General features: G+C 57.1%; 18 protein-coding genes and 1 riboswitch. Of the genes, 15 read left to right on the top strand and 3 right to left on the bottom strand.

Annotation, left to right across the window (positions count from 1 at the left end; genetic code table 11):
• Positions 1–3: 3 nt before the first annotated feature.
• On the bottom strand, positions 4–843 hold the full coding sequence (locus tag G4C92_RS05620) for a tRNA 2-thiocytidine biosynthesis TtcA family protein (protein WP_274941604.1): 840 nt from the start codon (positions 841–843) through the stop codon (positions 4–6).
• Positions 844–1,089: 246 nt separating this feature from the next.
• Between G4C92_RS05620 and G4C92_RS05615 the strand changes: the two genes are divergently transcribed.
• From G4C92_RS05615 to G4C92_RS05575, 9 genes are all read left to right on the top strand, one after another.
• Positions 1,090–2,670 carry a glucose-6-phosphate isomerase gene (locus G4C92_RS05615; protein WP_274941603.1) on the top strand — a complete coding sequence of 527 codons (1,581 nt, stop codon included), beginning with the start codon at positions 1,090–1,092 and terminating at the stop codon, positions 2,668–2,670.
• A 33-nt stretch (positions 2,671–2,703) separates the two neighbouring features.
• Positions 2,704–3,975: a BMP family ABC transporter substrate-binding protein gene (locus tag G4C92_RS05610; protein ID WP_274941602.1), complete on the top strand. Its 1,272-nt coding sequence runs from the start codon at positions 2,704–2,706 to the stop codon at positions 3,973–3,975.
• Between the two features lie 337 nt (positions 3,976–4,312).
• Positions 4,313–8,092 carry a chemotaxis protein CheB gene (locus G4C92_RS05605; RefSeq protein ID WP_274941601.1) on the top strand — a complete coding sequence of 1,260 codons (3,780 nt, stop codon included), beginning with the start codon at positions 4,313–4,315 and terminating at the stop codon, positions 8,090–8,092.
• Positions 8,089–8,982: an HTH domain-containing protein gene (locus G4C92_RS05600; protein WP_274941600.1), complete on the top strand. Its 894-nt coding sequence runs from the start codon at positions 8,089–8,091 to the stop codon at positions 8,980–8,982. Before G4C92_RS05605 ends, G4C92_RS05600 begins: the two co-directional genes overlap by 4 nt.
• 195 nt (positions 8,983–9,177) lie before the next feature.
• On the top strand, positions 9,178–9,741 hold the full coding sequence (locus G4C92_RS05595) for a biotin transporter BioY (RefSeq protein WP_274941599.1): 564 nt from the start codon (positions 9,178–9,180) through the stop codon (positions 9,739–9,741).
• 205 nt (positions 9,742–9,946) lie between these two features.
• On the top strand, positions 9,947–10,252 hold the full coding sequence (locus G4C92_RS05590; RefSeq protein ID WP_274941598.1) for a TIGR04076 family protein: 306 nt from the start codon (positions 9,947–9,949) through the stop codon (positions 10,250–10,252).
• A 111-nt stretch (positions 10,253–10,363) separates the two neighbouring features.
• A complete protein-coding gene (locus tag G4C92_RS05585) occupies positions 10,364–11,119 on the top strand; it encodes a DeoR/GlpR family DNA-binding transcription regulator (protein ID WP_274941597.1) in 756 nt (251 codons plus the stop codon).
• A 54-nt stretch (positions 11,120–11,173) separates the two neighbouring features.
• On the top strand, positions 11,174–12,652 hold the full coding sequence (locus G4C92_RS05580; RefSeq protein WP_274941596.1) for a xylulokinase: 1,479 nt from the start codon (positions 11,174–11,176) through the stop codon (positions 12,650–12,652).
• 51 nt (positions 12,653–12,703) lie between these two features.
• Positions 12,704–13,519: a BtpA/SgcQ family protein gene (locus G4C92_RS05575; RefSeq protein WP_274941595.1), complete on the top strand. Its 816-nt coding sequence runs from the start codon at positions 12,704–12,706 to the stop codon at positions 13,517–13,519.
• A gap of 254 nt (positions 13,520–13,773) precedes the next feature.
• On the opposite strand, the gene G4C92_RS05570 is transcribed toward G4C92_RS05575, so the two are convergent.
• Positions 13,774–15,627 carry an adhesin gene (locus G4C92_RS05570; protein ID WP_274941594.1) on the bottom strand — a complete coding sequence of 618 codons (1,854 nt, stop codon included), beginning with the start codon at positions 15,625–15,627 and terminating at the stop codon, positions 13,774–13,776.
• Between the two features lie 160 nt (positions 15,628–15,787).
• Between G4C92_RS05570 and G4C92_RS15070 the strand changes: the two genes are divergently transcribed.
• The 6 genes from G4C92_RS15070 to G4C92_RS05540 all read left to right on the top strand — a co-directional run bounded on the left by G4C92_RS15070 (position 15,788) and on the right by G4C92_RS05540 (position 23,255).
• The gene (locus G4C92_RS15070) at positions 15,788–17,236 is read left to right on the top strand and encodes a DDE-type integrase/transposase/recombinase (protein ID WP_274940009.1); all 1,449 of its coding nucleotides are present in this window, start codon (positions 15,788–15,790) and stop codon (positions 17,234–17,236) included.
• Positions 17,237–17,897: 661 nt separating this feature from the next.
• Positions 17,898–18,012, top strand: a riboswitch (TPP riboswitch).
• Positions 18,009–18,668: an energy-coupled thiamine transporter ThiT gene (gene thiT / locus G4C92_RS05560; RefSeq protein WP_274941593.1), complete on the top strand. Its 660-nt coding sequence runs from the start codon at positions 18,009–18,011 to the stop codon at positions 18,666–18,668. It overlaps the preceding riboswitch by 4 nt.
• 135 nt (positions 18,669–18,803) lie before the next feature.
• A complete protein-coding gene (locus tag G4C92_RS05555; RefSeq protein WP_274941592.1) occupies positions 18,804–19,553 on the top strand; it encodes a DUF6994 family protein in 750 nt (249 codons plus the stop codon).
• A 131-nt stretch (positions 19,554–19,684) separates the two neighbouring features.
• Positions 19,685–20,071, top strand: a complete 387-nt coding sequence (locus G4C92_RS05550; RefSeq protein WP_274941591.1) for a VOC family protein — start codon at positions 19,685–19,687, stop codon at positions 20,069–20,071.
• A 252-nt stretch (positions 20,072–20,323) separates the two neighbouring features.
• The gene (locus G4C92_RS05545; protein WP_274941590.1) at positions 20,324–21,613 is read left to right on the top strand and encodes an ATP-binding protein; all 1,290 of its coding nucleotides are present in this window, start codon (positions 20,324–20,326) and stop codon (positions 21,611–21,613) included.
• A gap of 295 nt (positions 21,614–21,908) precedes the next feature.
• Complete coding sequence (locus G4C92_RS05540; RefSeq protein ID WP_274941589.1) at positions 21,909–23,255, top strand: MATE family efflux transporter; 1,347 nt, start codon at positions 21,909–21,911, stop codon at positions 23,253–23,255.
• 54 nt (positions 23,256–23,309) lie between these two features.
• On the opposite strand, the gene G4C92_RS05535 is transcribed toward G4C92_RS05540, so the two are convergent.
• Positions 23,310–23,972: a YczE/YyaS/YitT family protein gene (locus G4C92_RS05535; protein ID WP_274941588.1), complete on the bottom strand. Its 663-nt coding sequence runs from the start codon at positions 23,970–23,972 to the stop codon at positions 23,310–23,312.
• Positions 23,973–23,977 lie beyond the last annotated feature (5 nt).

The raw sequence follows: 23,977 nt of genomic DNA, 5'->3' as shown, positions 1-23,977 counted from the left end.
GATTTATTCGTAGTCCTCCAGAAAGCTGTGCCGCGTGCTTTTTGCGGTCCATCCCGGCATCGTGTCGAGGCAGACGGAGTGAATGCTGTTGAAAATGCTCTGGTCGAGGTCAGGCGTCTCCCGCTTCATGCGCCGGATCAGCTGCTTGATCTCCTGACGCTTCGAGCCGCCTCCGCCGTTGTCGCAGATCGTGCAGTTTTCCGTGAAGCGGCAGGCGCACTGAATGAACTCGAGATCATTGTAGCGCTTCCATGCGATGATATCCTGCTCGCGGACGCGGTACATCGGGCGGATGAGCTCCATCCCCTCGAAGTGGTCGCTGTGAAGCTTCGGAAGCATCGCCCGGATCTGGGAGCTGTAGAACATGCTCATCACGGTCGTCTCGATGACGTCGTCGAAATGATGCCCCAGCGCGATTTTATTGCACCCAAGCTCCTGCGCCTTGTGATAGAGCCAGCCGCGTCTCATCTTGGCGCAGAGATAGCAGGGGCTGTGGTCCTGACTGTTGGCGACGGCAAAGATATTCGATTCGAAGATCCGGACCGGGATATGGAGCAGCTCCGCGTTGGCCTCGATTTTCTGCCGGTTGATCTCGTTGTAGCCCGGGTCCATCACCAGATAGACGCAGGAAAAAGGGACCTTGCCGTGACGTTCCAGCTCCTGCATGCATTTCGCCATCAGCATGGAATCCTTTCCTCCGGAAATGCAGACCGCGATCCGGTCGCCCTCGCGGATCAGCCGGTACTTGTTGACAGCGTCGATGAACGGATGCCAGATGGTTTCCCTGTATTTGGTGATGATGCTGCGCTCAGCCTTCTGATAAGGCTCAAAATGACGTTCCATGCTGTGTCTCTCCTGAGTTGAATGATTCTCCGTTCCGGATTCTTTCTGAAATTATGGAGCCGCTCCGGCGCGGCACCAAGAAGCATAGCACAGAGGGGAGCGTATTTCCACGCGCGATTCCGAAAGAGGCCAACTCTTTGCCCAACTTCGTCCGCTTCATGCTATAATTCCTGTGAATGCATTCGGAAACCGGATCATCAGGGAGGCGGACACTCCGTTTCCCTGAAGCAAGGGAGGATATGGACCATGGAGAACTGGAACAATCTGGATACGCTGGCATCCTTTGACGCGCTGAAGAAAGTGCCACGCGTGGATATCCGCAGCGCGATGGAGGGAGAGAACGGCGCGGCCCGCGTGAAGCAGTACAGCGTGCCGATGGCGGAGGGCTTTGTCTACAACTACGCGGCCAAGCAGGTGGACGGAGACGTACTGACGGCGCTGGCGGAGCTCGCCGGCGAGGCGCAGCTCGCCGAAAAGTTCGAGGAGCTCTACAACGGCGCGGTGATCAACACCGGCGAGAAGAGACTGGTCCTGCATCACCTCTGCCGCGGCCAGCTCGGGAAGGATGTCGTCGCGGACGGCGTCAACAAGAGGGACTTCTACGTCCTGCAGCAGAAGAGGATCGCCGCGTTCGCGGACAAGGTTCACAGCGGAGAGATCGCGAATGAGGCCGGCGAGCGGTTCACCACGGTCTGCCAGATCGGGATCGGCGGCAGCGACCTCGGCCCCCGCGCGATTTACCTTGCGCTCGAGAACTGGGCGAAGCGCCATGACACGCTGCGCATGCAGGCCCGCTTCATCAGCAATGTTGATCCGGACGACGCGTCCGCTGTGCTCGGTTCGATCGACGCCGCTCATACGATCTTCATCCTGGTCTCCAAATCCGGCACGACGCTGGAGACGCTGACGAACGAATCCTTCGTGAAGGATACGCTCCGGAAGGAAGGTCTTGATCCGGCGAAGCACATGATCGCGGTCACCAGCGAGACGTCGCCGCTCGCGAAGAACGCGGGCTATCTCGACGCGTTCTTTATGGACGATTACATCGGAGGACGGTACTCTTCCTCGTCGGCGGTGGGCGGCGCCGTGCTGTCCCTCGCCTTCGGACCGGACGTGTTCGCGGCCTTCCTTGACGGCGCGGCCGCGGCGGACGAGACGGCGAAGGAGAAGGATCCGCTGAAGAACCCGGCGATGCTGGACGCGCTGATCGGCGTCTACGAGCGGAACGTGCTGGGCTATCCGTCCACGGCGGTGCTTCCGTACTCCCAGGCGCTCAGCCGCTTCCCGGCCCATCTGCAGCAGCTGGACATGGAGTCCAACGGGAAGTCCGTCAACCGCTTCGCGCAGCCTGTCCGCTATGTCACGGGACCGGTGATCTTCGGCGAGCCGGGGACGAACGGCCAGCACAGCTTCTATCAGCTGCTCCATCAGGGCACCTCGATCATTCCGCTGCAGTTCATCGGCTTCCGTGAAAGCCAGCTCGGAAGGGACGTCGAGATTCAGGGCAGCACGAGCCAGCAGAAGCTGTGCGCGAACGTGGCGGCTCAGATTGTCGCCTTTGCCTGCGGAAAGCAGGATGAAAACCCGAACAAGAACTTCGAGGGCGGCCGCCCGTCGAGCATCATCGCCGGCGATCAGCTGACTCCGGCGGCAATGGGCGCGCTGCTTGCGCATTATGAGAACAAGGTGATGTTCCAGGGATTCCTCTGGAACGTGAACAGCTTCGACCAGGAAGGCGTGCAGCTCGGCAAGACGCTGGCGAAGCGGGTGCTCGCCGGCGAGACGGAGGGCGCTCTGGCCGCTTACAGCGGACTGCTTCGCATCTGAATCCGGAAGGAGAGGCGGATCACGGGAAAATCCATGAAGAAAACAATACTGTCCGCCCTGTCTGCGGCGTTTCTGTCCGCGCTGCTCCTGACCGGCTGCGGGGACGATCCGAACGCGATTCATTACGCGATTCTGACCGGCCCCGCCGGCATCACCGGCACGGCGCTGACGGAGCTCTCGAAGGGCATCGACCAGACCGCCACGGAGCGGACCTGGCGGACGCAGAACTATCAGTCGAATTCGGATGACGCCGGTGATTTCAAGGCAATCTTCGACAAGGCGGCCGAGGACAAGGTGCAGTACGTCGTCTGTCAGGGAACGGAGATGGAGACGCCGGTTTACGCGGCGCAGGAGGCGCACCGCGGGTCGAAGTATATCCTGTTCGACGGAGCGCCCCGTCCGCAGGCCGGCGCGGAGGCGGAGATCCGGAAGAACACGATGTGCGTGGCCTACGACGCTTCGCAGATGGGCTTTGTCGCGGGGTATGCGGCCGTGAAGGACGGAATGCGGAATGTCACGTTTATGACCGGATCGGCGGACTCCGCGAGCGTCGCGGCGCTGACCGGCTTTGTGAACGGCGTCGGATACGCGGCGGCCGAGCTCGGCGTCGGGACCGATACGATTACGCTCAACCGGGAATACGCCGGGAGCCGCGATCTGACGCCGATGCGGATGGCGGACGCGCTGAAGCTGTATGGCGCCGGCACGCAGCTGATTGTCACCGATGTGGAGAATATTGCCACGGCAGTGGAGCAGGCGGCATCGGACGCCGGCGCGAAGGTCGCGACCGTCGGCTTTGACGCTGCGTCGGATTCGGATGCGGTTCTTTTCTCCGTGATCCCGGATCACGCGGGTTCGGTGGAGTGGCTTCAGAAGCAGATCACGGATAAACGGGGCTGGAAGGGCGGCTCGATGGTAACCTGCGGCGCGAAGCAGAACGGCATCGAGATGGCGTCGTCCTACAAGGGGTTCTCTTCCTATACGGCCTCGGATACGGACAGTATCCTGAAGGCGCTGGCGGACGGCAAGGCGGTGGCGTATCAGTCCGATACGGATTCGAAGACGGAATCCGGAAGCGCCGCGGCGTCGGCCTCCATGCGGGGGCTGACCGCGCAGGGCGCGGCTGTCACCATCACGGATACCCAGCCGGCCGCGGGCAATCCGCAGTCCGGCATCGGCTTCACCGACAGCACGCCGGGCACGGCGGAATCCGCCGCGGAGGCGGTCACGGGAGCGGATTCCGCCGCTGAGCCGTCGTCGGACAGCGCGGCGTCCTCTGCCTCTTCCCGGGCGTCGGAAGGCTGAGACACGAAAGCGGGACAGCCCCGGACGGTCAGGATGTCTGCCGGGCGGCCTGTGCGGCGCACCGGACACGGGCTGTATCCGGTGCGGACACAGCCGGACGGACGGCGGAACAAAGAAGGAACGGATGGCACGGGCCGGGACCGGGAGGCTCCGGATCCGTGCCGTCTGGCTTTATTTTGTCGGATAATTTGCACGATTCTGACAGATATGTGTTAAAATGAGGAAAACAGTTGCTGAAAGCTTTTCGAGGGAACGGTATTTCTCCCGTAAGAGGCCGGATTCTGCCATCCGGAAACAACGGCGGAATGCATGCTCCTGACAGAAAGAGGATCGATGTATGACATATGATCATGTGAATATACCGCTGGAGGTACAGGCGAACTGCGTGGTCGGCATCGGCGCGTCGGCGGGCGGCCTCGAGGCGCTGCAGCAGTTTCTGACCTTTCTGCCGAAGGATACGGGGATGGCGTTCGTCATCATCCAGCATCTGTCGCCGGACCATAAGAGTCTTCTGTCGGAAATCCTGAGCAAATACACGGCGATGCCGGTGCAGGAGGCGGAAGACGGGATGCAGGTGAGGCGGAACCATGTCTATCTGATCCCGCCGAAATACAATCTCGAGATCACCTCCGACGTGCTGCATCTGCGAAACTACAATCATGCGCTGATCAATCACCCGATCGATATTTTCTTCCGGTCGCTGGCCGACGCGTACGAGAACCGCGCCATCGCCGTGATCCTTTCCGGAACCGGCTCGGACGGCACCAACGGCATCCGGCGGATCAAGGAACAGAACGGCGTGATCATCGTCCAGAATCCGGATACGGCCAAGTTCGACGGCATGCCGAAGAACGCCATCGCCACCGGGTTCGTGGATCTGATCCTGAGCCCGGACGCCATCGCCAAGGAGATGACGCACATCGCGCAGTCCATCCATGCCTCCAACGGCAAGATGATGCTGACGGACAATGATCTGATCGCCCAGGTGTTCACGATCCTGAAAAATGTCACGAACACCAACTACACGTATTATAAGCAGACGACGATTCTCCGCCGGATCGAGCGGCGGATCGTGGTCACGCACAGCAGCAATCTGCAGAGCTACGTGGATTATCTGAAGGGCAATCAGGAGGAGGCCCGGACGCTGGCAAAAGAGGTCCTGATCGGCGTCACTTCCTTCTTCCGGGATGCGGATTATTTCGAGGTGCTGAAGACGCGGGTCATCTCGGAGATCGTGAAGAAAGGCAAGGCCTCGGAACAGATCCGCGTCTGGTGCGCGGGCTGCTCCACCGGCGAGGAAGCCTACTCGCTGGCGATTCTGTTCGCCGAGGTGATGGAGGAGCTCAACATCCGGCGGGATATCAAGATCTTTGCGACCGATCTGGATGCGGACTCGGTGCAGTTTGCCGGCAAGGGCGTCTACGGGGAGAACATCATCGAGGATGTGAGCGTCAGCCGGCTCAGCCGGTATTTCACGCGCCGGGGCACCAAGTATGTGGTGAATCATGAGATCCGCACGATGATCGTCTTCGCCCAGCACAACGTCTTTCAGGATCCGCCCTTCGGCCGTCTGGATCTGATCAGCTGCCGGAACCTGCTGATTTACTTCCAGACCGTGCTGCAGAAGAATCTGTTCTCTATCTTTCATATCGCGCTGAAGGACGGCGGCTATCTTTTTCTCGGCAAGTCGGAGTCGGTCGGCGACTACAGCGATGTCTTCCGCACCTACTGCGGAAACGAGAAGATCTTCGTTCACTACAGCGCGGGGCGGAAGCCGCAGCATTCGGCGATTCCCTACTCGCTTCAGAATGTGGAGACGCATCTCGATCTGCCGCGCCAGATTGCGGGCAAGACGAGTCAGGTCGGCGAGTACAAGGCGGGCGAGCTGGACATCAAGGTGCTTGAGGAGGTCATGCCGGCCTGCGTCGTGGTGGATGAGAACAATGAGCTTCGTCACAGCTTCGGCGACTGCACCGGTATCATGAAGATTCCGGCCGGCTCCGCGACGCTTGACATCTTCCTTCTGCTTCGCGAGGATCTGAAAATCGCGTTCTCCACCGCTCTGAAGGAGTCCAGAAATCAGGACAAGCGGGTTGCCTTCGACCGGATTCCGGTCAGGATCGGCGAAAAGCCGGAGTTCATCACGCTGGTGGCGCTTCCGGTACGCGACAAGGTCGGCGGCAAGACGGGGATGACGGCGGTTGCCTTTATCCGGCAGAATCAGACGGTTCAGGGCGACATCACCCATTATGACATCGATTCGGCCGCGGCGAAGCGGATCGCGGATCTGGAGGGCGAGCTTCGTGTGACGCAGGCGTCGCTTCATCAGACGGTGATGGAGCTGGAGTCCGTGAATGCGGAACTGCAGGCGGCCAACGAGGAGCTGCTCACCAGCAACGAGGAACTGCAGAGCTCGAACGAGGAGCTGCAGTCCGTCAACGAGGAACTCTACACGGTCAACTCCGAGTATCAGGCGAAGGTTTCCGAGACGGCAGCGGTCAACAGCGATATGGCCAATTTCCTGTCGACGACGCTGATCGGCATCATGATGGTGGACCGGGACCTCAATATCCGGAAATATACCGAGTACATTGCTTCCGAGTTCAATGTGGCGGATCAGGACGTCGGACGGTCGCTTCAGTACATTGCCTATAATTTCGCCCAGATCAATCTGATGGAACTCTCCCGCAAGGTCCTTAAGACGATGGAGCCGGTGGAGTGCACGACGGTGGCGGTGTCGGGCAAAACCTATCTCATCCGCATCGCGCCGTACCGGATCGACGAGCCGGTAAACGGGATCGAGGACGACGAGGTGCAGCGGGCCGCCCGTGGCAAGCTGAGGGGACTTGTCATCACGTTCGTCGATATGACGCAGCAGATCAACGATGAGCAGCAGCTGGAGGAGATCAGCGAGGCGCTCCGCATCGCGGCGAAGACATCGCAGGAGAAGGAAAGCTTCCTGTCCCATATGAGCCACGATATGCGGACCCCGCTGACGGCCATCACCGGACTTCTTGAGCTTTCGCTGGCCGACTCGACGGCGTCTCCGAGCATCCGTACGAATCTTGAGAAAATGCAGGTGTCGAGCAAATACCTGCTGGCTCTCATTGACGAGGTGCTTGAGACGAGCAAGCTGGATGCGGGCAAGGTCGTCAGCTCCAGTGCGCCGGCCCGCGAGAACGACGTCTTCGAGGAGGTCAATTCCATCATCGAGGAGAGAGCGAAGGCCTGCGGCGTCCACTATCATTTTGAGATCAGCGGCGGGCGGGACCGGGTCGTTCTGATCGACGTGGATCATGTGGTCCGTGTCCTGGTCAACCTGCTGGGCAACGCGGTGAAGTTCACGCCGTCAGGCGGCGATGTGACCTTCCGCGTCAATGTGGAGTACAATGAAGCAAAGAATCTCGTTCACCACACCTATGTGATCAGTGATACAGGCTGCGGAATCAGCCGGGAATTCAAGAATCGGATGTATCTGCCCTTCGAGCAGGATCTGACACGGCAGCAGCCGAATCAGGAAGGCACGGGACTGGGACTCTTCATCAGCAAGCGTCTGGTGGACCTGATGAACGGTCACATCGAATGCACCAGCGAGGAAGGCAAGGGAACCACGTTTGTGGTGGACTTCAACTTCGATCTCGCGACGGAGGACCAGATCCGGCTGCAGGAACAGAAGGAGCCGGAGTACAACGTGGACCTGCTTCGCGGCAAGCGGGTGCTGATCGTCGAGGACAACGCGCTCAACGCGGAAGTGATCGGCGATCTGCTGGCGCTCCGCGAGGTCATCGGAGATACGGCTTCCAACGGGTACGAGGCGGTGGAGAAGCTGAGGAGCTGCCGCGACGGGTACTATAACGCGATCCTGATGGATCTCCGGATGCCGGTGATGGACGGCTTCGAGGCGGCGAGGGCGATCCGCGGAATCGGGACGGATTATACGGCTCACGTCCCGATCATCGCGCTCTCGGCGGACGCTTATGACAAGATCGAAAACCAGTGCTTTGACGCCGGCATGAACGCGTCTCTGGTGAAACCGGTCAATTCCAGGGAACTGTACCGGACGCTGGTAAAGGCGATTCTGAAGCCGGAGGAGAGAAAGACGGAGAAGCTTACGTGAGAAAGGAACTTCAGGCGGGCACGAAGGAACGGGTGCTGGAGGCACTCGCAGGACAGACCGGAGGTTACTGCTCGGGCGAGCGGCTGGCCTCTGAGCTGTCCGTGTCACGCGCGGCGGTCTGGAAGGCGATCCGGTCGCTTCGGGAAGAAGGATGGCAGATCGAAGCCGTGACGAACCGCGGATACCGTCTGACGCCGGATGCGGCGGCGAACGACCGCCTCTCCGTGGAGGGGATGCGGCCGTATCTTCCGGACGGATACGATTCCGGTCTGATCCGAATCTGCGATACGATCGATTCCACGAACCGTATGGCGAAGCAGATGGCCGTCGCCGGAGCGCCGTCCGGCACTGCGGTGCTCGCGGAGACGCAGACGGCGGGCAGCGGCCATCGCCGCCATTCCTTCAGCTCGCCCCGGGGCGGGCTTTATCTTTCCATTCTGCTGCGGCCCGGCGGACGGACAGAGGGGAAGGGGAACCGCACCGCGGCGGAACGGAATGGTGGGGAAGAGGGCCCGGAGCGGCGGGAATCCGGCGACGCGCTGACGCTGTCTGTGGCCCGGCTCGTGTCTGACGTGATTCACCGCGTGACCGGACGGGCGATCCGGGTGAAGCCGGTGAACGATCTTTATCTGGGTGACAGAAAGGTAGGCGGTATCCTCACGGAAGCCGGCGCGGATTTCGACACCGGCGAGCTCGAGTGGATGGTGATCGGGATTGGAATCAATGTCAGCACGCGGCCGGAGGATTTTCCGGAGGAAATCCGGATGAAGGCCGGATCGCTGTACGGCGAGGGTGAGAAGCCCGTATCGAGGAGCCGGCTGGCGGCGGAGCTGCTGACGGCACTGATGAGGGTTGCGGCGAAGCATCCGGCATCCGATCAAGATCCGTGAAATCGTCACCGATGACGCCGGCAAGGCGGGGACGGAACAGGACGGGCCGTGTCATCACGGAATCCGAAGCAGGAAAGGTCTGTACAGCGGAGTGAATTGTCAACCTTGAATTTGCATGATGGTTGACAATTCACTCCGCTTTTTCTATACTGAACCTCGGACCGGCCTTCAGAGCCGGCATCGAAGGAGGAGTATATGAAGGATTCCAGATTGAAGGGCATGGTGCTCACGGCTGTGATGGCCGCTGTGATCTGCGTGCTGAGCCCGTTTTCCATTCCGATCGGCCCGGTGCCGGTCTCACTGACCAATTTCGCGATTTTCATCACCCTGTACGTGCTTGGCACAAAGCGCGGAACGCTCAGTGTGCTGATCTATCTGCTGATCGGGCTGGCGGGTCTTCCTGTGTTCTCGGGATTTCAGGGAGGACCGGGTAAACTGTTCGGCCCCACGGGCGGTTATCTGATCGGCTATATTCCGATGGCACTCATCGCGGGGGCCGTGATCGAAAAGAGCGGACGCAAGGCGGTTCGTTCTGTTCTGGGGATGATCCTTTCCACAGCCGTGCTCTACGCGATCGGAACGCCCTGGCTCGCGTGGCAGGCGCATATGCCGTTCGGCGCGGCGCTGTCGGCCGGCGTCATTCCGTTCATTGCCGAGGATCTGATCAAGATGGTGATCGCGGCGCTGATCGGTCCGATGCTGTATCAGGCGCTTTCAAAAGCCGGTCTCATCGGAAGGGCCGAGCCGGCCGGGACGTGATGAACGGAGACGGCGCGCCGTCCGCGCGCAGAACCGGACACGCTTGAACAAATCGGTGAAGCTGCTTTATCATGAAGCCATTCTTTCGGGAAAGAGATCCGGGAGGATGGCTTTTTTTGTGCCGGCCGGCAGAGGCGTCGGATCAGCCTGTGCCGGCTGGCAGACATGGAACTTCAGATTGAAAAATTCATTGGGAGGATGCGAAATGAGCAGGAGACCGAAAATTACGATCACCGTGACAGACCGCCGGGGCAGACACGGCTGCCATCGCGGACATCATGTGGGCGAGACCTTTGATTTCGACGAGGACAGGGGGAAAATCTGTCCGATGGCGATGCACTGCGCCTTCCCGTATATCGATATTCTGCGTTACGGAGGCCACATTCCCGGACAGCCAGAGGGAACAGCCGAGTTTTGCTGCTCGGACGCGGATACGATCATGGTGTTCCGTGCGGAAATCCGGAAGGAAGAGGAAGCCGGCTGCCTTTCCCTAGAGAATGATAAAACATGAAGAAGAATGAGAAAACGTGATAAAGCTTATTGACATTGTGAAATCGTTCGACTATGATACGGATAACAGCAAAGAGTTCTGACAGGACGCGGAAAGGACAGAGGGACCGAGATGCTTCCGGTTGACAGACAGGGAAAGGTGGTGCGCTATGTACAGAAAAAGGGAAAAACCACCGTAGAAGAGTTGGCGGCGCAGTTTTCCGTATCGTCGGCTACCGTCAGGCGGGACGTGGATGTTCTCAGCGAACAGCGGCTGATCCGAAAGGCGTACGGCTGCGTCCTTGCGATGGACTACGCGCTGCCCGGAGAAATTCCGATTCAGGAGAAATCGTCCCGGTGCCGGGAGGAGAAACAGAAGATCGGGAGAACGGCGGCCGGCTTTGTCGCCGACGGCGACACGATCATCATCGATTCGGGAACCACGACGCGGGCGATGGCGGAGCAGCTCACCGGAAGCAATCTGACAGTCATCACCAATGATCTTCAGATCGCGCTGGCGATGGAACGCAATCCGACGGCAGCCGTCTACCTGGCGGGAGGTCTGGTGGAGAAATCGGTCGGCGCCACGATCGGAACCAGTGTGGTGGAATGGATCCGGTCCTTCCGGGTGAAAACCGCTTTCATCGGAGCGGACGCGATTGATCCGAAGCAGGGCGTTTCCGACCGCACGCTGGAGGATGTGGCGATCAAGCGTGCGATGGCCGATGCGGCGGAGCGGACGATCGTTCTTGCGGATCACACGAAATTCGGTGATCCGGTGTTTGCCCGGGTCGGTCTGCTGGACCGGATCGACGCGCTGATCACAGACCGGATCAGTGATGAGATGAAGGCGGAGTTCGAGAAGGCAGGCGTGAAGGTGATCGTGTAGCGGGAAACGGATCAGCGGGTATCCGGCTGAGGCAGAAAAGTCAGGTGGCATCAGATGGAAAAAGCGACGATTTCGATTGATATCGGTTCATCCGGGATACGGTGCTGTGCGTTTGACCTCCATGGAAGACAGATCGCCGCGGCAGGACACAGTTACCGTGTCTGGTACTCCGGGGACGGCGGCGCTGAGCAGGAGGCGGGAGACTGGGAAAAAGGACTGACGGAAGGACTGACGGAACTTTATGCGAAGATCCGAAGTGACTGGACCGTCGCGGGTATTGCCATGACAGGGCAGTGTCCGACATATCTTCCCGTGAAGCGTGATATGACGCCGGCAGGACGGGCGTATATCTATCAGGACAACCGGGCCCGGGCAGAGGCGGAAGAGCTGGCGGAGCGGTTCGGGCGAAGGCGGATCCATGACGGTTCGGGAAATGACGCACAGGCGTTCTTTATTCTCCCGAAGATTCTGTGGCAGAGGAAATATCGCCCGGAGGAATTCGGAAAAACGGTAAAGGCGCTGCAGCCGCTGGACTATGTCGGGTATCTTCTGACCGGAGAGCTTGCGACAGGAAAACCGAACGCCTGCGGTACACTGGCGTTTGACCGGATGGCCGGAGGGTGGAACGTGACGCTGCTTGAGGAGCTGAATCTGCCTTCGGACTTTTTTCCTGACCGTCTGATGAATTCCACGGAGATACTCGGTGAAGTGACCGCGTATATGGCGGAAAAAACAGGAATCCCGAAAGGAACCAGAGTGGTTTACGGAGGGCCTGACAGTCAGTGCTGCTGTTATGGGACAGGAGCCGTTGAGGAGGACATCCTGAGCAACATGTCCGGCACTTCTACCTGCCTGAACAGCATCCGAAGAGAACCGAATCCGGATCTCAGAGTGGCGAACTATCTTCATGTGACACCGGACGGCCTCTGGTGCGAGGAGACGGGTCTTAATACAACAGGCGCATCATTGAAAAAAGTTTCCGGTATTCTGTTCGGGCGCGAGGATGCCTATGATCAGATGACCGCGCTGCTTGAAGATACGGATGCGGGAAGCAGGGGGCTTTTTTATCTCCCTTATCTGAGTGAAGGTGAAAGGGATGACGCTCTGATCAGAGGCGGATTCTACCATATGACGATGGCCTCGGAGCGGGGCGATTTTATCCGTGCCGTGATGGAAGGAGTGGCGTTCGCGGAAAAAGAACGGGCGCAGATGATGGAAAACCGGAACAGGCCTTACAGGAAGATGATGATTTCCGGAGGCGGATGCCGGATGGCGGCGTGGAACCAGATCAAGGCGGATGTGATGGGGATTCCTGTGGATGCGCTCCGCGGCTATGATGCGGCGGAGGCCGGGGCCGCTGCCATCGCAGCGACTGGTGTCGGAGAGTTCGCGGATCTGAACGAAGCGATCAAGGCCTATGATCTCCGGCCGGAGGAGTATCTTCCGAGAACGGAAATGACAGGCCCGTACAGAGAACTCTACGAGGCATTTATTGAACTGGAGAACCGCCAGAGGGGAGAGATAAAACCGTAACGGATGTGAGCTGAGACTTTACAAAAACTTATCTGAGAAAGGAAAACAGAAATGAGCTGGCTTGAAGAGATGTTCGGGGTGAAGAAACCTGTGATTGCGATGTGCCACCTGCAGCCGATGCCCGGTGACCCGAATTATGACGAAAAGGGCGGTATGCGGAAGGTGATTGATCTCGCTTATCAGGACCTGTGTGCGCTGCAGAACGGCGGCGTGGACGGCATCATGTTCTCCAATGAATTCAGTATGCCTTATCTGACGAAGGTTGAACCGGTGACGCAGGCCTGCATGGCTCGTATTATCGGCGAACTGAGGAGCGAAATCCGCGTGCCCTACGGCGTCAACTGCCTTTGGGATCCGATTGCATCTCTGAATGTGGCGGCCGCCGTGGACGGAAAGTTTATCCGTGAGATCATTTCCGGCGTCTATGCCAGTGATTTCGGACTTTGGAACACGAATCCGGGTGAAACGGCGCGCCATCGCGCGAGGCTTGGCATCAGCCATGTGAAAATGCTTTATAATATTGTTCCTGAAGCGGCCAAGTATCTGGCGGACCGGGATATCGCGGAGATCGCGAGGACGACGGAGTTCAATCACCGGCCGGACGGAATCTGCGTGTCGGGCCTGACGGCAGGAAGCGCGACGGATTCTCAGGTCCTGAAGAGAGTCAAGGATGCGACGGCTCATACGCCGGTTTTCTGCAATACAGGCTGCAATCGGCAGAACGTGAGGCAGCAGCTTTCGATAGCCGATGGAGCTGTCTGCGCAACGACCTTCAAAGTGGATGGTATCTTCGAGAATCCGGTTGATGAAGCTCGTGTCAGAGATTTTATGGATGAAGTGAAGGATTTCAGAAAGACGCTGGAATGAAAAAGGGATTCATTTCGCTCGATTTTCCTGCTTTGCTGGAGGAACTATCCACGGTCTGGCATTATGACGGATATGTTATTCGTGAACTGTATTCTTCATCAGCCAGAGACCCTGTAGCCGCGGCAGTAAGCGCCCGCTGATAAAGGAAAAGAGGATTTGGCTTCGACCGGAAAACGAAGAGCCGCCCCTCCGCTGAGAAATCGGCGGAGGGACGGCTCTTTGAAAGGTCGGGCGCGGTGCGCCGTTCGAAGCGCTTACGTTTCCGTTTTTCCGGTGTCGGATCCGGTTTTCGATTCTTCTGTGCCTGACCCGGTTTCCGAAGCGGCGTCATCGGGCACCGTCCCGGAGACTTCCGTTTCTTCGGTGCCGCTGGCGGTGCTCACGGATTCGCTGTTTGTCCCGTAGGTCGTGGAGGTGCTGAAGCTGCTGTCGAAATCGGAACGGTCGATGTTTGCGTCCTGAACCTCATTCGCATCGCTGGTGGTTACGGCGGTGGAGTATTGACCGTTGACCGTGACAGTGATGCCGCTGGCGCCCTGAACGACGGTTTCGCCGTTGGCGACGATCGTGACAGTGTTCCCGTCTGCGTCAACCATTTTCGCGCCGTCTTCTGCGTTGAGGGCGGAAATCGTGCTGTCGGCGGTGACGACCCACGTCGAATCTGAGCTGAGATTGACAGTGATCGGTGCGTCGGTCTCATCCGTATTCACGGCATTTTCTTCGATACTCATCGCGCCTGTGTAGGTGGTGCCGTCCAGAAGATAGAGATCGAGAGAGCTGATCGTGTCGACTGTGATGTTGCCGGAAAGCGTTTCGCCCAGTCCGGTGAAGGAAACTGTCGCTCCGTTGCTTCCCGCTGTGCCCCAGTTGTTGGAGTCGTTGCCCTCGACAGTAAGCAGATTTACGTTGTCGCTGTCGAAATCAAGCGTGGTCTCGGAGAGGACGACATTGGCCTTGGTGTTGGTCAGATAGAACATCGCGCCGGATGTAATTTTGCTGGTCAGCGTGGAGTTTGTCGCCTGAAACAGGGCCGCCTCTCCTGTCGTCGTCTCGGCGTCGCCGGAGGTGGACTGGTAGATGATGATCCCGTCGGCGATCGGATCACTGGCGGTCGCATCCGTCATCTCGGATGTGAGCGACGAGTTGCTGATCAGGATGGTATTCAGCCCTTCCATGCCGGCGATTTGGCTTCCGGTGGAAGTACCGGTTACATTGTCGACCTCGATATCGCCGGTCGAGTAAAGAAGGGGAGAACCGGAGCCGGAGGTAGACAGTGAGCTGTTGGTCAGTGAGATGTTTCCGCCTCCGCGGTCTGTCGCAACGGTCGCGCTGTGGTCACCTTCGGTCGTGATGTCCATCTGGTCGGCGACGATGGTACCGCCGTAGGTGGCGTCGAGTCCGCGGGAGTTGCCGGCGGTGGTATGGATGGTATCGCCGCTGGCATAGACGGTGGCCTTGTCGGTGGCGAAGACAGCGTTGGAGCCTTCCGAATCGGCGGTCAGCGTACTGCTGCTGACGGTGGCCTTTGATTCCTCCCCGACGGCGAGGAGGATCGAGTTGACCCCGTAGAAGTTGCAGTTGTCTCCGTTGGTGTCGTCGCCGGATTTGGTCAGTGTTCCGTTGGTGATTGTCAGATCGCCTCCGTTTTCCGCGAGGGCGGCGTTGACATCCGCGTCAGTGGAGGCGATGGTCTCTCCGTCGGAGGTTTTCGCCTCACCGTCGGCGGTCAGAGTGCCGCTCAGTGTCCCGCTGTAGTCATACGACTGGGTGTCGGCTCCTCCGCCTCCTCCCGGTATTCCGCCGGGCGCTCCGCCGGCGTTCTCCGCGCCGCTTGATCCGTCAGGCGCCTGGCTGCCCGGTGCCTGACCGCCCGGTGCCTGGCCGTCAGGCGGCTGCGGTGCGCCGCTCTGACTCCCTTCTCCTCCGGGTGCGGAGGGCGGGCCGCTCTGAGTTTCATTTCCACCAGATGAAGCCGTGCTGTCCGAGGCGGATGCGGTCTGCTGAGAAGTGGTATCGGAAGCAAGGACAAGGCTTCCGGCGGATGAGACGGTGAGGGCGGAGGCCAGTGCGATCGCGGCCATCACGCGGATTCTCTGTCTGTTTTTCATGCTCTCTCCTCCTTATCGTTTTTGGTAGTGTCAAATTCACCACCTGTTTATAGTGCGAATCTCTTGATTTTACGGGAGGTGCAAATAAAAAGAGCATTGTCCTCCCTTTTTGGTATAATGTCAGCGACCAAACCTTCACTACACAAAAGAGGCAATGCTCGTGAACATTATACTTTATCTTCTTCAGTTGTGCCATCAGCTTTATCAGCAAAACTGCTGGCTGGTTAACTTTATCTGCAGATATATCCCGCTTAAGCAGTGGACCTTTGATGATTCCCATTCCCCCAGGTATCAGAAATTCAAGGTGGACCAGCTTCCCAGGATCATCTACCATCACCAGGATTGGGACTGGCAGGATCTCAATCGCTACTACGCGTGGAAATACGGAAAACCCGTTCAGCCTGTCCGCCGCCGCTCTGAGTGCGATATCCCGGAGCATTGCACCTGCCCCGCCTGCAAAGCGCCTCAGCCTTACCTGTACCGTAACAACGGCAAAGCCGGCCAGTTGATGTGCAAGGTCTGCGGAACCCTCTTTTCGCCAGATGAGAACCGTTTCTCCAAAACCCTTTCCCTCAAGTGTCCTTACTGCTCCCATGCGCTGGTTCGTAAGAAAGACCGGAAGCACTTCATCATCCATAAATGCGTGAATCCTAAATGCCCTTACTACCTGCACAACCTTAAGAAGGTTGACAGGGCAGATCTGGACGAGGATTATGGTAAAAACAAGTATAAGCTGCATTACATCTACCGTGAGTTCACGATCGATTTCTTCAAGATGGACATCACCACCCTGCCGAAGAATGCGTCCTCGCTGAAATTCAGCAAAAACAATGCTTATATCATGTCCCTGTGTCTTTCCTACCGGGTGAATCTCGGCCTGTCACTACGCAAAACCGTGCAGGCCCTGAAGGACATCCACGGCATCTCCATATCCCACCAGATGGTTGCCAACTACTGTAAGACTGCCGCCGTCTGCGTGAAACCGTTTGTTGATACATACCCTTACGAAAAGGGCTCTGCCTTTGTTGCTGATGAGACTTACATCAAAGTCCGCGGCATCAAAGGCTTTATCTGGCTGATCATCAATGCGGCAACCCGGGCTGTGATCGGCTATCAGGTATCTGACAGCCGCAGTGTCGGTCCCTGCATCATGGCCATGCGCATGGCCTTTCAGCATCTAAAAAAACTTCCCGGGAACTTCCGTTTCATCGCGGATGGTTATAGTGCCTATCCTCTCGCCGCCCAGCAATTCTTCCATGAGTTTGGTGAGAAGTTCAAGTTTGAGATTACCCAGGTCCTCGGCCTTACAAACGATGATGCTGTTTCTACGGAATTCCGGCCTTATAAGCAGATGATCGAACGTCTCAACCGCACTTATAAGACCTCCTATCGCCCCACTAACGGCTTCAATAACTACGATGGTGCCAACTACGACCTCGCGCTATGGGTGGCTTACTACAACTTTCTGCGGCCGCATAAACTGCATAAATTCCAGCCGCCGGTTCGTAATGACATCATTGCAAACGGCGAAAACATGCCGGGAAAATGGCAGCTGTTGATCTTCCTTGGCCAGCAGACCATTAAAAAGATGCAGGAGGCTGCCGGATAAGCAGAGAGCGGAACCGTTGTCAAGGGAACCGCGGAATACCGGAGCGGCTTCAGCCGCGAGGATATGCCGCGAAAGTCCCTTGACATAAGGTTCACGGATGATCCTCTTGTAAAGGGAAAGGGGCCGCTGCGCCTTTCCCTGCTTCCGGCGAGGACGGGTCTGGGCGGAGCCCAGGATCCGGGTCAAGGGACGAGTCCCTTGCCGGTTCTTAGGGCAGCGCCCTAAGCCCTCGGAGAGCCTTCAGCAGACTATATCTACAGATTTTCAAGGTTCGTTGGAGCCTTTTTCTTTGGCTCTGGGTTTTCATAGATGACTTGACACTACCTCGTTTTTCTGAGGTCAGGTCCGCGGTGCGAACCGGCTGTCTGTCTGTTTCTGATTTCGATCATACGATCGCAACATTAGCTGAACCTTAGCTGCATGTGAAGGATCTGTGAAATGCACCGGACTGTGGCTGGTACCGGTGAGAATCGGAGCGCCGTTTTGAAGAAGATCGCGGCATGGTGCCGGGCCGTGAGGGCGCGGGAGAAGGCGGTATCACGTTTTTTCGGGAGTCCGTTCGGAATGATTTGAGAAAGCACCGGATATCCCGCCGGACCGGAAAAACGCCGGATATCCCGACGGAACGGCTTGACGCGCCGCGGCGGGATGACTATAGTGGATTCGTTGCGAGGGGTGCTTCGCGCGGAAAACGACGCGAGGCTGAGAGCACAGCGGTGCAACCCTGATTACTTGATCCGGATAATGCCGGCGGAAGGAGGCATGCTTTTCTATGACAAGCTTTTTTGCAGTATCCAATGGAGACGGCAGCTTCAGTCTCACCGTTCCTGGCTACGTTCTTGTGGCCGTTCTGATTTTTGCCCTGTTTGTTCTGATGGCCATGGTCGCCAGCCACGGGAAGAGACCGTCAGCCAGACAGATCGCGTTCGCGTCCGCGGCCATCGCATTGGCTGTGGTTACCTCAATGATCAAGCTTTTCGAGATGCCCTTCGGCGGAAGCGTGACGCTCTGCTCTTCCTTTTTCATCGTCCTGATCGCGTACTGGTACGGGCCGGCGGTGGGCATGATGGCCGGCGTAGCCTTCGGTCTTCTGCAGTTTGTTCTGGGACCGTACATCATCAGTCTGCCGCAGGTGCTCTTTGATTACCCGCTGGCCTTCGGCGCGCTGGGCGTGGCCGGGTTCTTCTATCACAGAAAGCATGGCCTGTTGATCGGCTACATCGCCGGAATGGCCGCCCGACTGTTCTTCCATGTGCTTTCCGGCATCGTCTTCTTCGCGGACGACGCGCCGGCCGGTATGTCGGCGCTGGCTTACTCTCTGGCCTACAACGGGAGCTTTCTGGCGGCCGAAGCGGCCATCACGATTTTGATTATGATGATCCCCGCGGTCTCGAAGGCACTGCAGCAGATTCGGAATCAGGCAGTGGCGTAAGCACCGCCTGCCGTACGGAAGAGGGACTGCCGCGATCAGCGGCGGTCCCTCTTCGCAGTATGACTGCCGGCGCGGTTTCGGCGGAAGGCATCGGACGTTTCACATGCCGGCAGGGCGCATACAGGAGGCGCTGGTATGATAGATGTCAGTTTTGATTTTACAAGCGATACGCCGGGCTACTGGGACGGCTACTGGGAGAGAATGAATGGTCTCGGTGGATGCGGAAAAAAAGACCCGGATTCCTGCAGTCCCACCCTGCTAGGCTACAGCAGGCGGCTTTGGAGCAGAGTGCTTCCGAACGGGGAGCGGATGGAGCTGGAAATTCCCCGTCATCGCGGATATCTTGTCTGGAATGCCATGCGTCTTTCCTGTGACAGCATCACATGCAGTTTCCGGTATGCCAGGAATGAGAAAATGATCCGGGAGGTTTATGCCTCAATGGACGATTATAAGAGTTGGATCGAGAATTTTACCCGTCGGTCCTATACGCTGCCCGGAGAGATGATTTTTCCGATGCATGTCAAAAGTATGAATCAGCAGAGAGGAATGAACCGGAAAATCCGCGACAGATGGGATCTGACATTGGAATGCATCCGGAGATACTATGCAGGAGAAGACAGCCCATTAGCAGATGTACTGAACAGCGACAGGGATTTCTTTGATATGTTTGTGGATTTCCGGAGCTACATCGATTTCTTTTTCCTGAACGACTGCGTCACGGACGATTACAGCAGGGTGAACATCTGGACCGAGTGGCACGGGTTTTCCACAGACGCGCTGCCGGCGTCAGTGCCCGAATATTTTGGCTTCATGAACCGGCAGGGCCGGTTCCTTGAGAACCGCCGCAGGAGAATGCAGGACTTCATCGATCTGAATCATATGTGAAGACTCAGGTTTCATGATGCGGCTCAGAGGACAGAAGGCCGGAGACTGCGCGAGACGCGGATGACGGACGATGCCGGGGCAATGCGCGAGGAAGCAGATTGCGGATTGCGCCGGAAAAATAAGGCGGAAGAATGAGGTACAGGAATATCGACCATCTGGTGATCACGACGCGAAATCTGCAGGACTGCCTGCATTTTTATATCGATGTGCTCGGAATGGAACCGGATTTTTCAAACGGACGATATGCGGTTCGTTTCGGAACGCAGAAGTTCAATATTCATACAAGAAAGGCTGAATTTCTGCCTGCCGCAGGAAATCCGGCATACGGAAGTCTGGATTTGTGCCTGATCGTGGAAGACAGTCTGGATCAGGTCGTTCAGGAACTTGAGTCGAAGGGATGGCCGATCGAACTCGGACCGGTTACCCGACATGGCGCGCTGGGGGAGATGAGGAGCCTTTATCTTAGAGATCCGGACGGGAACCTGATTGAACTGTCTTCCTATCTGTCATGCATGTAAATTTCTTCTTTGTACTGAGACCTGATGACTGCAAATCGCCGCTGCGATGACAGCTTGTGGTGGACAAGGGCAGCATCAGGGGGCAGAGCGGGATCAGGCGTTTCTGCGGCGGCAGCTTGATTATCCCATATTTTAGAAAAAGAGTATTTATACGTGAAAACTAAAATTTCTCATTGAAAATCGTGACCAGAAGTCCTATGATTGTTTTAGAAAACCGGTATTTGTGCTTAAAAAATAAAACAGGAGAGGGCCATGATCATTGAACGAAAGAAATATCTCGATAAACTGATAGCCAGAATTGACAACAAGATGATCAAGGTTATCACTGGAGTCAGAAGGTCCGGAAAGTCAGTGCTGCTGTTTGACCTGTTTTACCATTATCTGGTAGAGAATGGCGTTCCTGAGGATCATATCATTATGCTTTCGCTTGACGATATTGCGAACAGTGAATACCGGGACCCGGAAAAACTGTATGCATTTCTGAAAGAAAAAATCCTTAATTCTTCAGATCATTATTTCATCTTTCTGGATGAGATTCAGCTTGCGATCTCCAAAGCAGAACTGAAACAGAAAGATACGAATGTCAGACTGTATGGCGTCCTGAACGGATTGCTGAGAAAAGGAAATGCAGATGTTTATGTCACAGGCAGTAACTCGAAACTGCTTGCGACAGATGTGCTGACAGAGTTTCGCGGAAGAGGGGATGAAGTTCATGTTTTACCGCTTTCATTTTCAGAATATTTCCCCGCAGTTCACCAGTCAAAGGAAGAGGCCTGGCAGGATTATCTTCTCTATGGAGGGATGCCGCAAATTCTTTCATTGCGTAATGATGAGCAGAAGGCACAATATTTGACTTCACTGAACAAAGAAATATATCTGCGGGACATTCAGGAAAGATATGAAGTAGCCAATCTGGCGGGCATGGAGGAACTGATGAAGGTCATTGCCTCATCGGTCGGCTCATTGACAAACCCCCAGAGAATTTCTGATACCTTTAAAAGTTCAGGAATAAAGGGGATTTCGTCCCCGACGATCAAAGGATATCTTACGTATCTTCAGGATGCAGGCTTAATTTCTAAAGCGGAACGATATGACGTGAAAGGAAGAAAATACATCTCAACACCAGCAAAATACTATTACGCTGATACTGGGCTGAGAAATGCTTTGCTTGGATTCCGTCAGTTCGAAGAAACGCATCTGATGGAGAATATTATTTACAATGAGCTGCTGTATCGCGGATATTCTGTTGATGTTGGGGTGGTTTCGGTTCGTTTGATGGAGAATGATTCCCATATCAGCAAAAAACTTGAAATTGATTTTATTGCCAATAAAGGAAGCCGGCGATATTATCTGCAGTCAGCCTTTGCGATCCCGGATCAGGAAAAGATGAATCAGGAACAGGAATCGCTTGTTCGCGTATCTGATTCGTTTAAGAAAATCATCATCACCAGCACAAATTCCCCTCTTTGGAGAAATGAGCAGGGAATTACGATCATGTCAATTTATGATTTTCTGCTGCATGATAACAGCCTTGAGCTGTGATTTATGAACGTATTTCCGTGGTGGAGATGCCAAAGGCGGCGGAAGCCTTTCTGCTTCGCGGAGCCGAAGCCTCCATGCAGCCTCCATGCCGGGATGCTTCCGTACAGGACGCCCTTGACAGGCTGCGGCATCTGTGTGAGAATAGTCCCAGTTTCATAATAAAACCGCGGCGGGCAACCGCCCGGATGTGGAATTTTAAAGTCAATCCGATCACTTTTCGCCACAGAACAGATTCGTGAAGAATCTGCTCTGTGGCGTTTTTGGTGGTGAGATGTCTCGGGAGGGAGAGAAATCCATGGATCAGTCATTTATGAAGACAAAAAAGGTTGTGCCGCTGGTGGCTTCGATGGCACTGCCGATGGCGCTGTCCATGCTGGTCAATGCGCTCTACAACATAGTGGACAGCTTTTTCATCGCGCAGATCAGCGAAAAGGCGATGACGGCGCTTTCGCTGATCTTTCCGCTGCAGAATGTGACCACCGCTGTCGGAGTCGGACTGGGTGTGGGCACCAACGCGGCTGTCGCCTTCTTTCTGGGCGGAGAGCGGAAACAGGAGGCGCAGCGGGCGGCTTCAGCCGCGCTCCTTCTCTCGCTGGTCAACACGGCGATTCTGATGGCTGTACTGCTCCCACTGACCGGACGCTTTCTGCGGCAGTTCACGGCGGATGCACAGGTTCTCGATTACGGTGTCCGTTACGGGCGCATCGTGTTCGTCACTGTCTTTGTGGGGCAGGCCGGGCTGGTCTACGAGAAGCTGTTTCAGGCGGTGGGCCGCGTGCGGATCTCCATGGCGAGTATGATGGCCGGGTGCATTGCCAATATGATTCTGGATCCGGTCATGATCTTCGGAATCGGGCCATGCCCGGCGATGGGGATCGAAGGAGCCGCCGCCGCGACCGTGATCGGTCAGGCGCTCTCGCTTGCGGTCTATCTGGTTCTTGACGCGAGAGGTTTTCTCGGGATCGGGATGAGTCTGCGGACCGGAGTGAAAGGCCTCGACCTCGCGGGGAGAATCTACCGGGTCGGCGTTCCCGTGATGCTGAGCTGCGCGCTCCCGTCCGTGATGATCACGGTGATGAACGCGATTCTCGCGGCCTGCTCCGCTTCCGGCGTGCTGATTCTGGGCGTTTACTATAAGCTTCAGACATTCATCTATCTTTCCGCCAACGGGATCGTGCAGGGAATCCGGCCGCTTGTCGCCTACAACTACGGGGCACGGCTCCCGAAGCGGGTGAAGGCGATCAGCAGAACCGCGCTTGTGATGTCCGCCGCGGTGATGGCCGCGGGCACGGCTGTCTGCCTTCTGTTTCCGGCGCAGCTGATGGGTATGTTCACGGACAATAAGGAGACGATCCGTGAGGGAGCGGGTGCGCTGCGTGTGATCTCCGCCGGTTTTATCGTCAGCAGCGTGTCGGTCACGATGTGCGGTGTTCTGGAGGGACTGGGCTTCGGAACCTGGTCCTTTGTGATCAATCTGATGCGCTACGTGGTTCTGATTCTTCCGGCGGCTTTTATTCTGAGCCGGTTTTTCGGAAGCGCGGGCGTCTGGAACGCGTTCTGGGTCGCGGAGGCCGCTTCAGCCGCGGTCGCAGCATGGATGTACAGAAAAGCCGCGGCCAGAATGGAACGGACCGCGGCCTGACTTGCGAGGAGACGGAAGGGGCAGTCTCCTTTTGCGTCTGACTTGTCAGGAGAGTTAAGAGGCAGTCTTCTTTGATTCTTTCTGGTTCGGAATGACCTCCGGGAGACGAAGCGCCCGGCGGAGCCATCGGCCGATCGCGGCGACCGCGGGACCGATCGTGAAGAGAAAGACCACGGTGCCGACGGTGAGACGCTTGCCGAAGAGGATTCCGATCAGAATGACGAGTCCGTCCCATCCCATCCGGACGAGGAAGAACGGCAGATGGAACCGGTCCGAGAGCAGCACCGGCGGGGTGTCGAAGGGGGCCAGCCCCTGATCGGAAATCATGTACATCGTCGTGAAGAAAAGAAACGGGATCAGAGCCGTCGCGAAGAGAATGGTCCGGGATGGCTGGGCGGTGAATGCATCCGCCGGCATGAAGCGCTGTTCGAGATACCGGAAGAGATCGCAGGTATACCCGACGACCGTCATATTGCAGATGGTGCCCGCGCCGATCAGATGCCGGCCGCGGAAGAGCGGAATCAGAAACAGCAGGCCGTTGGTCAGCAGCATCGTGGTGCCGAAGCTGAGACCGGTCCGGGCGGCGATGGAGGTGTTCATGAAGGTGCTGGTGTCGGTTCCGTAGTCGGCGCCGACGAGAAAGGAGAGAAAGACACCCATCCCGAAGACACCCGTGAGCATGATGAGAAAGCGCCGTCTGTCAAATGCTGCGATCATCTGGT

Source organism: Chordicoccus furentiruminis (genome assembly GCF_019355395.1).
GTDB lineage: Bacteria > Bacillota > Clostridia > Lachnospirales > Lachnospiraceae > Chordicoccus > Chordicoccus furentiruminis.
This window is presented reverse-complemented; position numbering and strand designations above follow the sequence as displayed.

What these genes read in the sequence shown, in the direction of transcription:
- G4C92_RS05590 (WP_274941598.1), top strand. Translation starts at nt 9,947, where the DNA reads ATGAGCAGGAGACCGAAAATTACGATCACCGTGACAGACCGCCGGGGC.
- thiT (WP_274941593.1), top strand. Translation starts at nt 18,009, where the DNA reads ATGACAAGCTTTTTTGCAGTATCCAATGGAGACGGCAGCTTCAGTCTC.
- G4C92_RS05545 (WP_274941590.1), top strand. Translation starts at nt 20,324, where the DNA reads ATGATCATTGAACGAAAGAAATATCTCGATAAACTGATAGCCAGAATT.
- G4C92_RS05575 (WP_274941595.1), top strand. Translation starts at nt 12,704, where the DNA reads ATGAGCTGGCTTGAAGAGATGTTCGGGGTGAAGAAACCTGTGATTGCG.
- G4C92_RS05595 (WP_274941599.1), top strand. Translation starts at nt 9,178, where the DNA reads ATGAAGGATTCCAGATTGAAGGGCATGGTGCTCACGGCTGTGATGGCC.
- G4C92_RS05540 (WP_274941589.1), top strand. Translation starts at nt 21,909, where the DNA reads ATGGATCAGTCATTTATGAAGACAAAAAAGGTTGTGCCGCTGGTGGCT.
- G4C92_RS05580 (WP_274941596.1), top strand. Translation starts at nt 11,174, where the DNA reads ATGGAAAAAGCGACGATTTCGATTGATATCGGTTCATCCGGGATACGG.
- G4C92_RS05535 (WP_274941588.1), bottom strand. Translation starts at nt 23,972, where the DNA reads ATGATCGCAGCATTTGACAGACGGCGCTTTCTCATCATGCTCACGGGT.
- G4C92_RS05585 (WP_274941597.1), top strand. Translation starts at nt 10,364, where the DNA reads ATGCTTCCGGTTGACAGACAGGGAAAGGTGGTGCGCTATGTACAGAAA.
- G4C92_RS05615 (WP_274941603.1), top strand. Translation starts at nt 1,090, where the DNA reads ATGGAGAACTGGAACAATCTGGATACGCTGGCATCCTTTGACGCGCTG.
- G4C92_RS05620 (WP_274941604.1), bottom strand. Translation starts at nt 843, where the DNA reads ATGGAACGTCATTTTGAGCCTTATCAGAAGGCTGAGCGCAGCATCATC.
- G4C92_RS05605 (WP_274941601.1), top strand. Translation starts at nt 4,313, where the DNA reads ATGACATATGATCATGTGAATATACCGCTGGAGGTACAGGCGAACTGC.
- G4C92_RS05570 (WP_274941594.1), bottom strand. Translation starts at nt 15,627, where the DNA reads ATGAAAAACAGACAGAGAATCCGCGTGATGGCCGCGATCGCACTGGCC.
- G4C92_RS05550 (WP_274941591.1), top strand. Translation starts at nt 19,685, where the DNA reads ATGAGGTACAGGAATATCGACCATCTGGTGATCACGACGCGAAATCTG.
- G4C92_RS05555 (WP_274941592.1), top strand. Translation starts at nt 18,804, where the DNA reads ATGATAGATGTCAGTTTTGATTTTACAAGCGATACGCCGGGCTACTGG.
- G4C92_RS05610 (WP_274941602.1), top strand. Translation starts at nt 2,704, where the DNA reads ATGAAGAAAACAATACTGTCCGCCCTGTCTGCGGCGTTTCTGTCCGCG.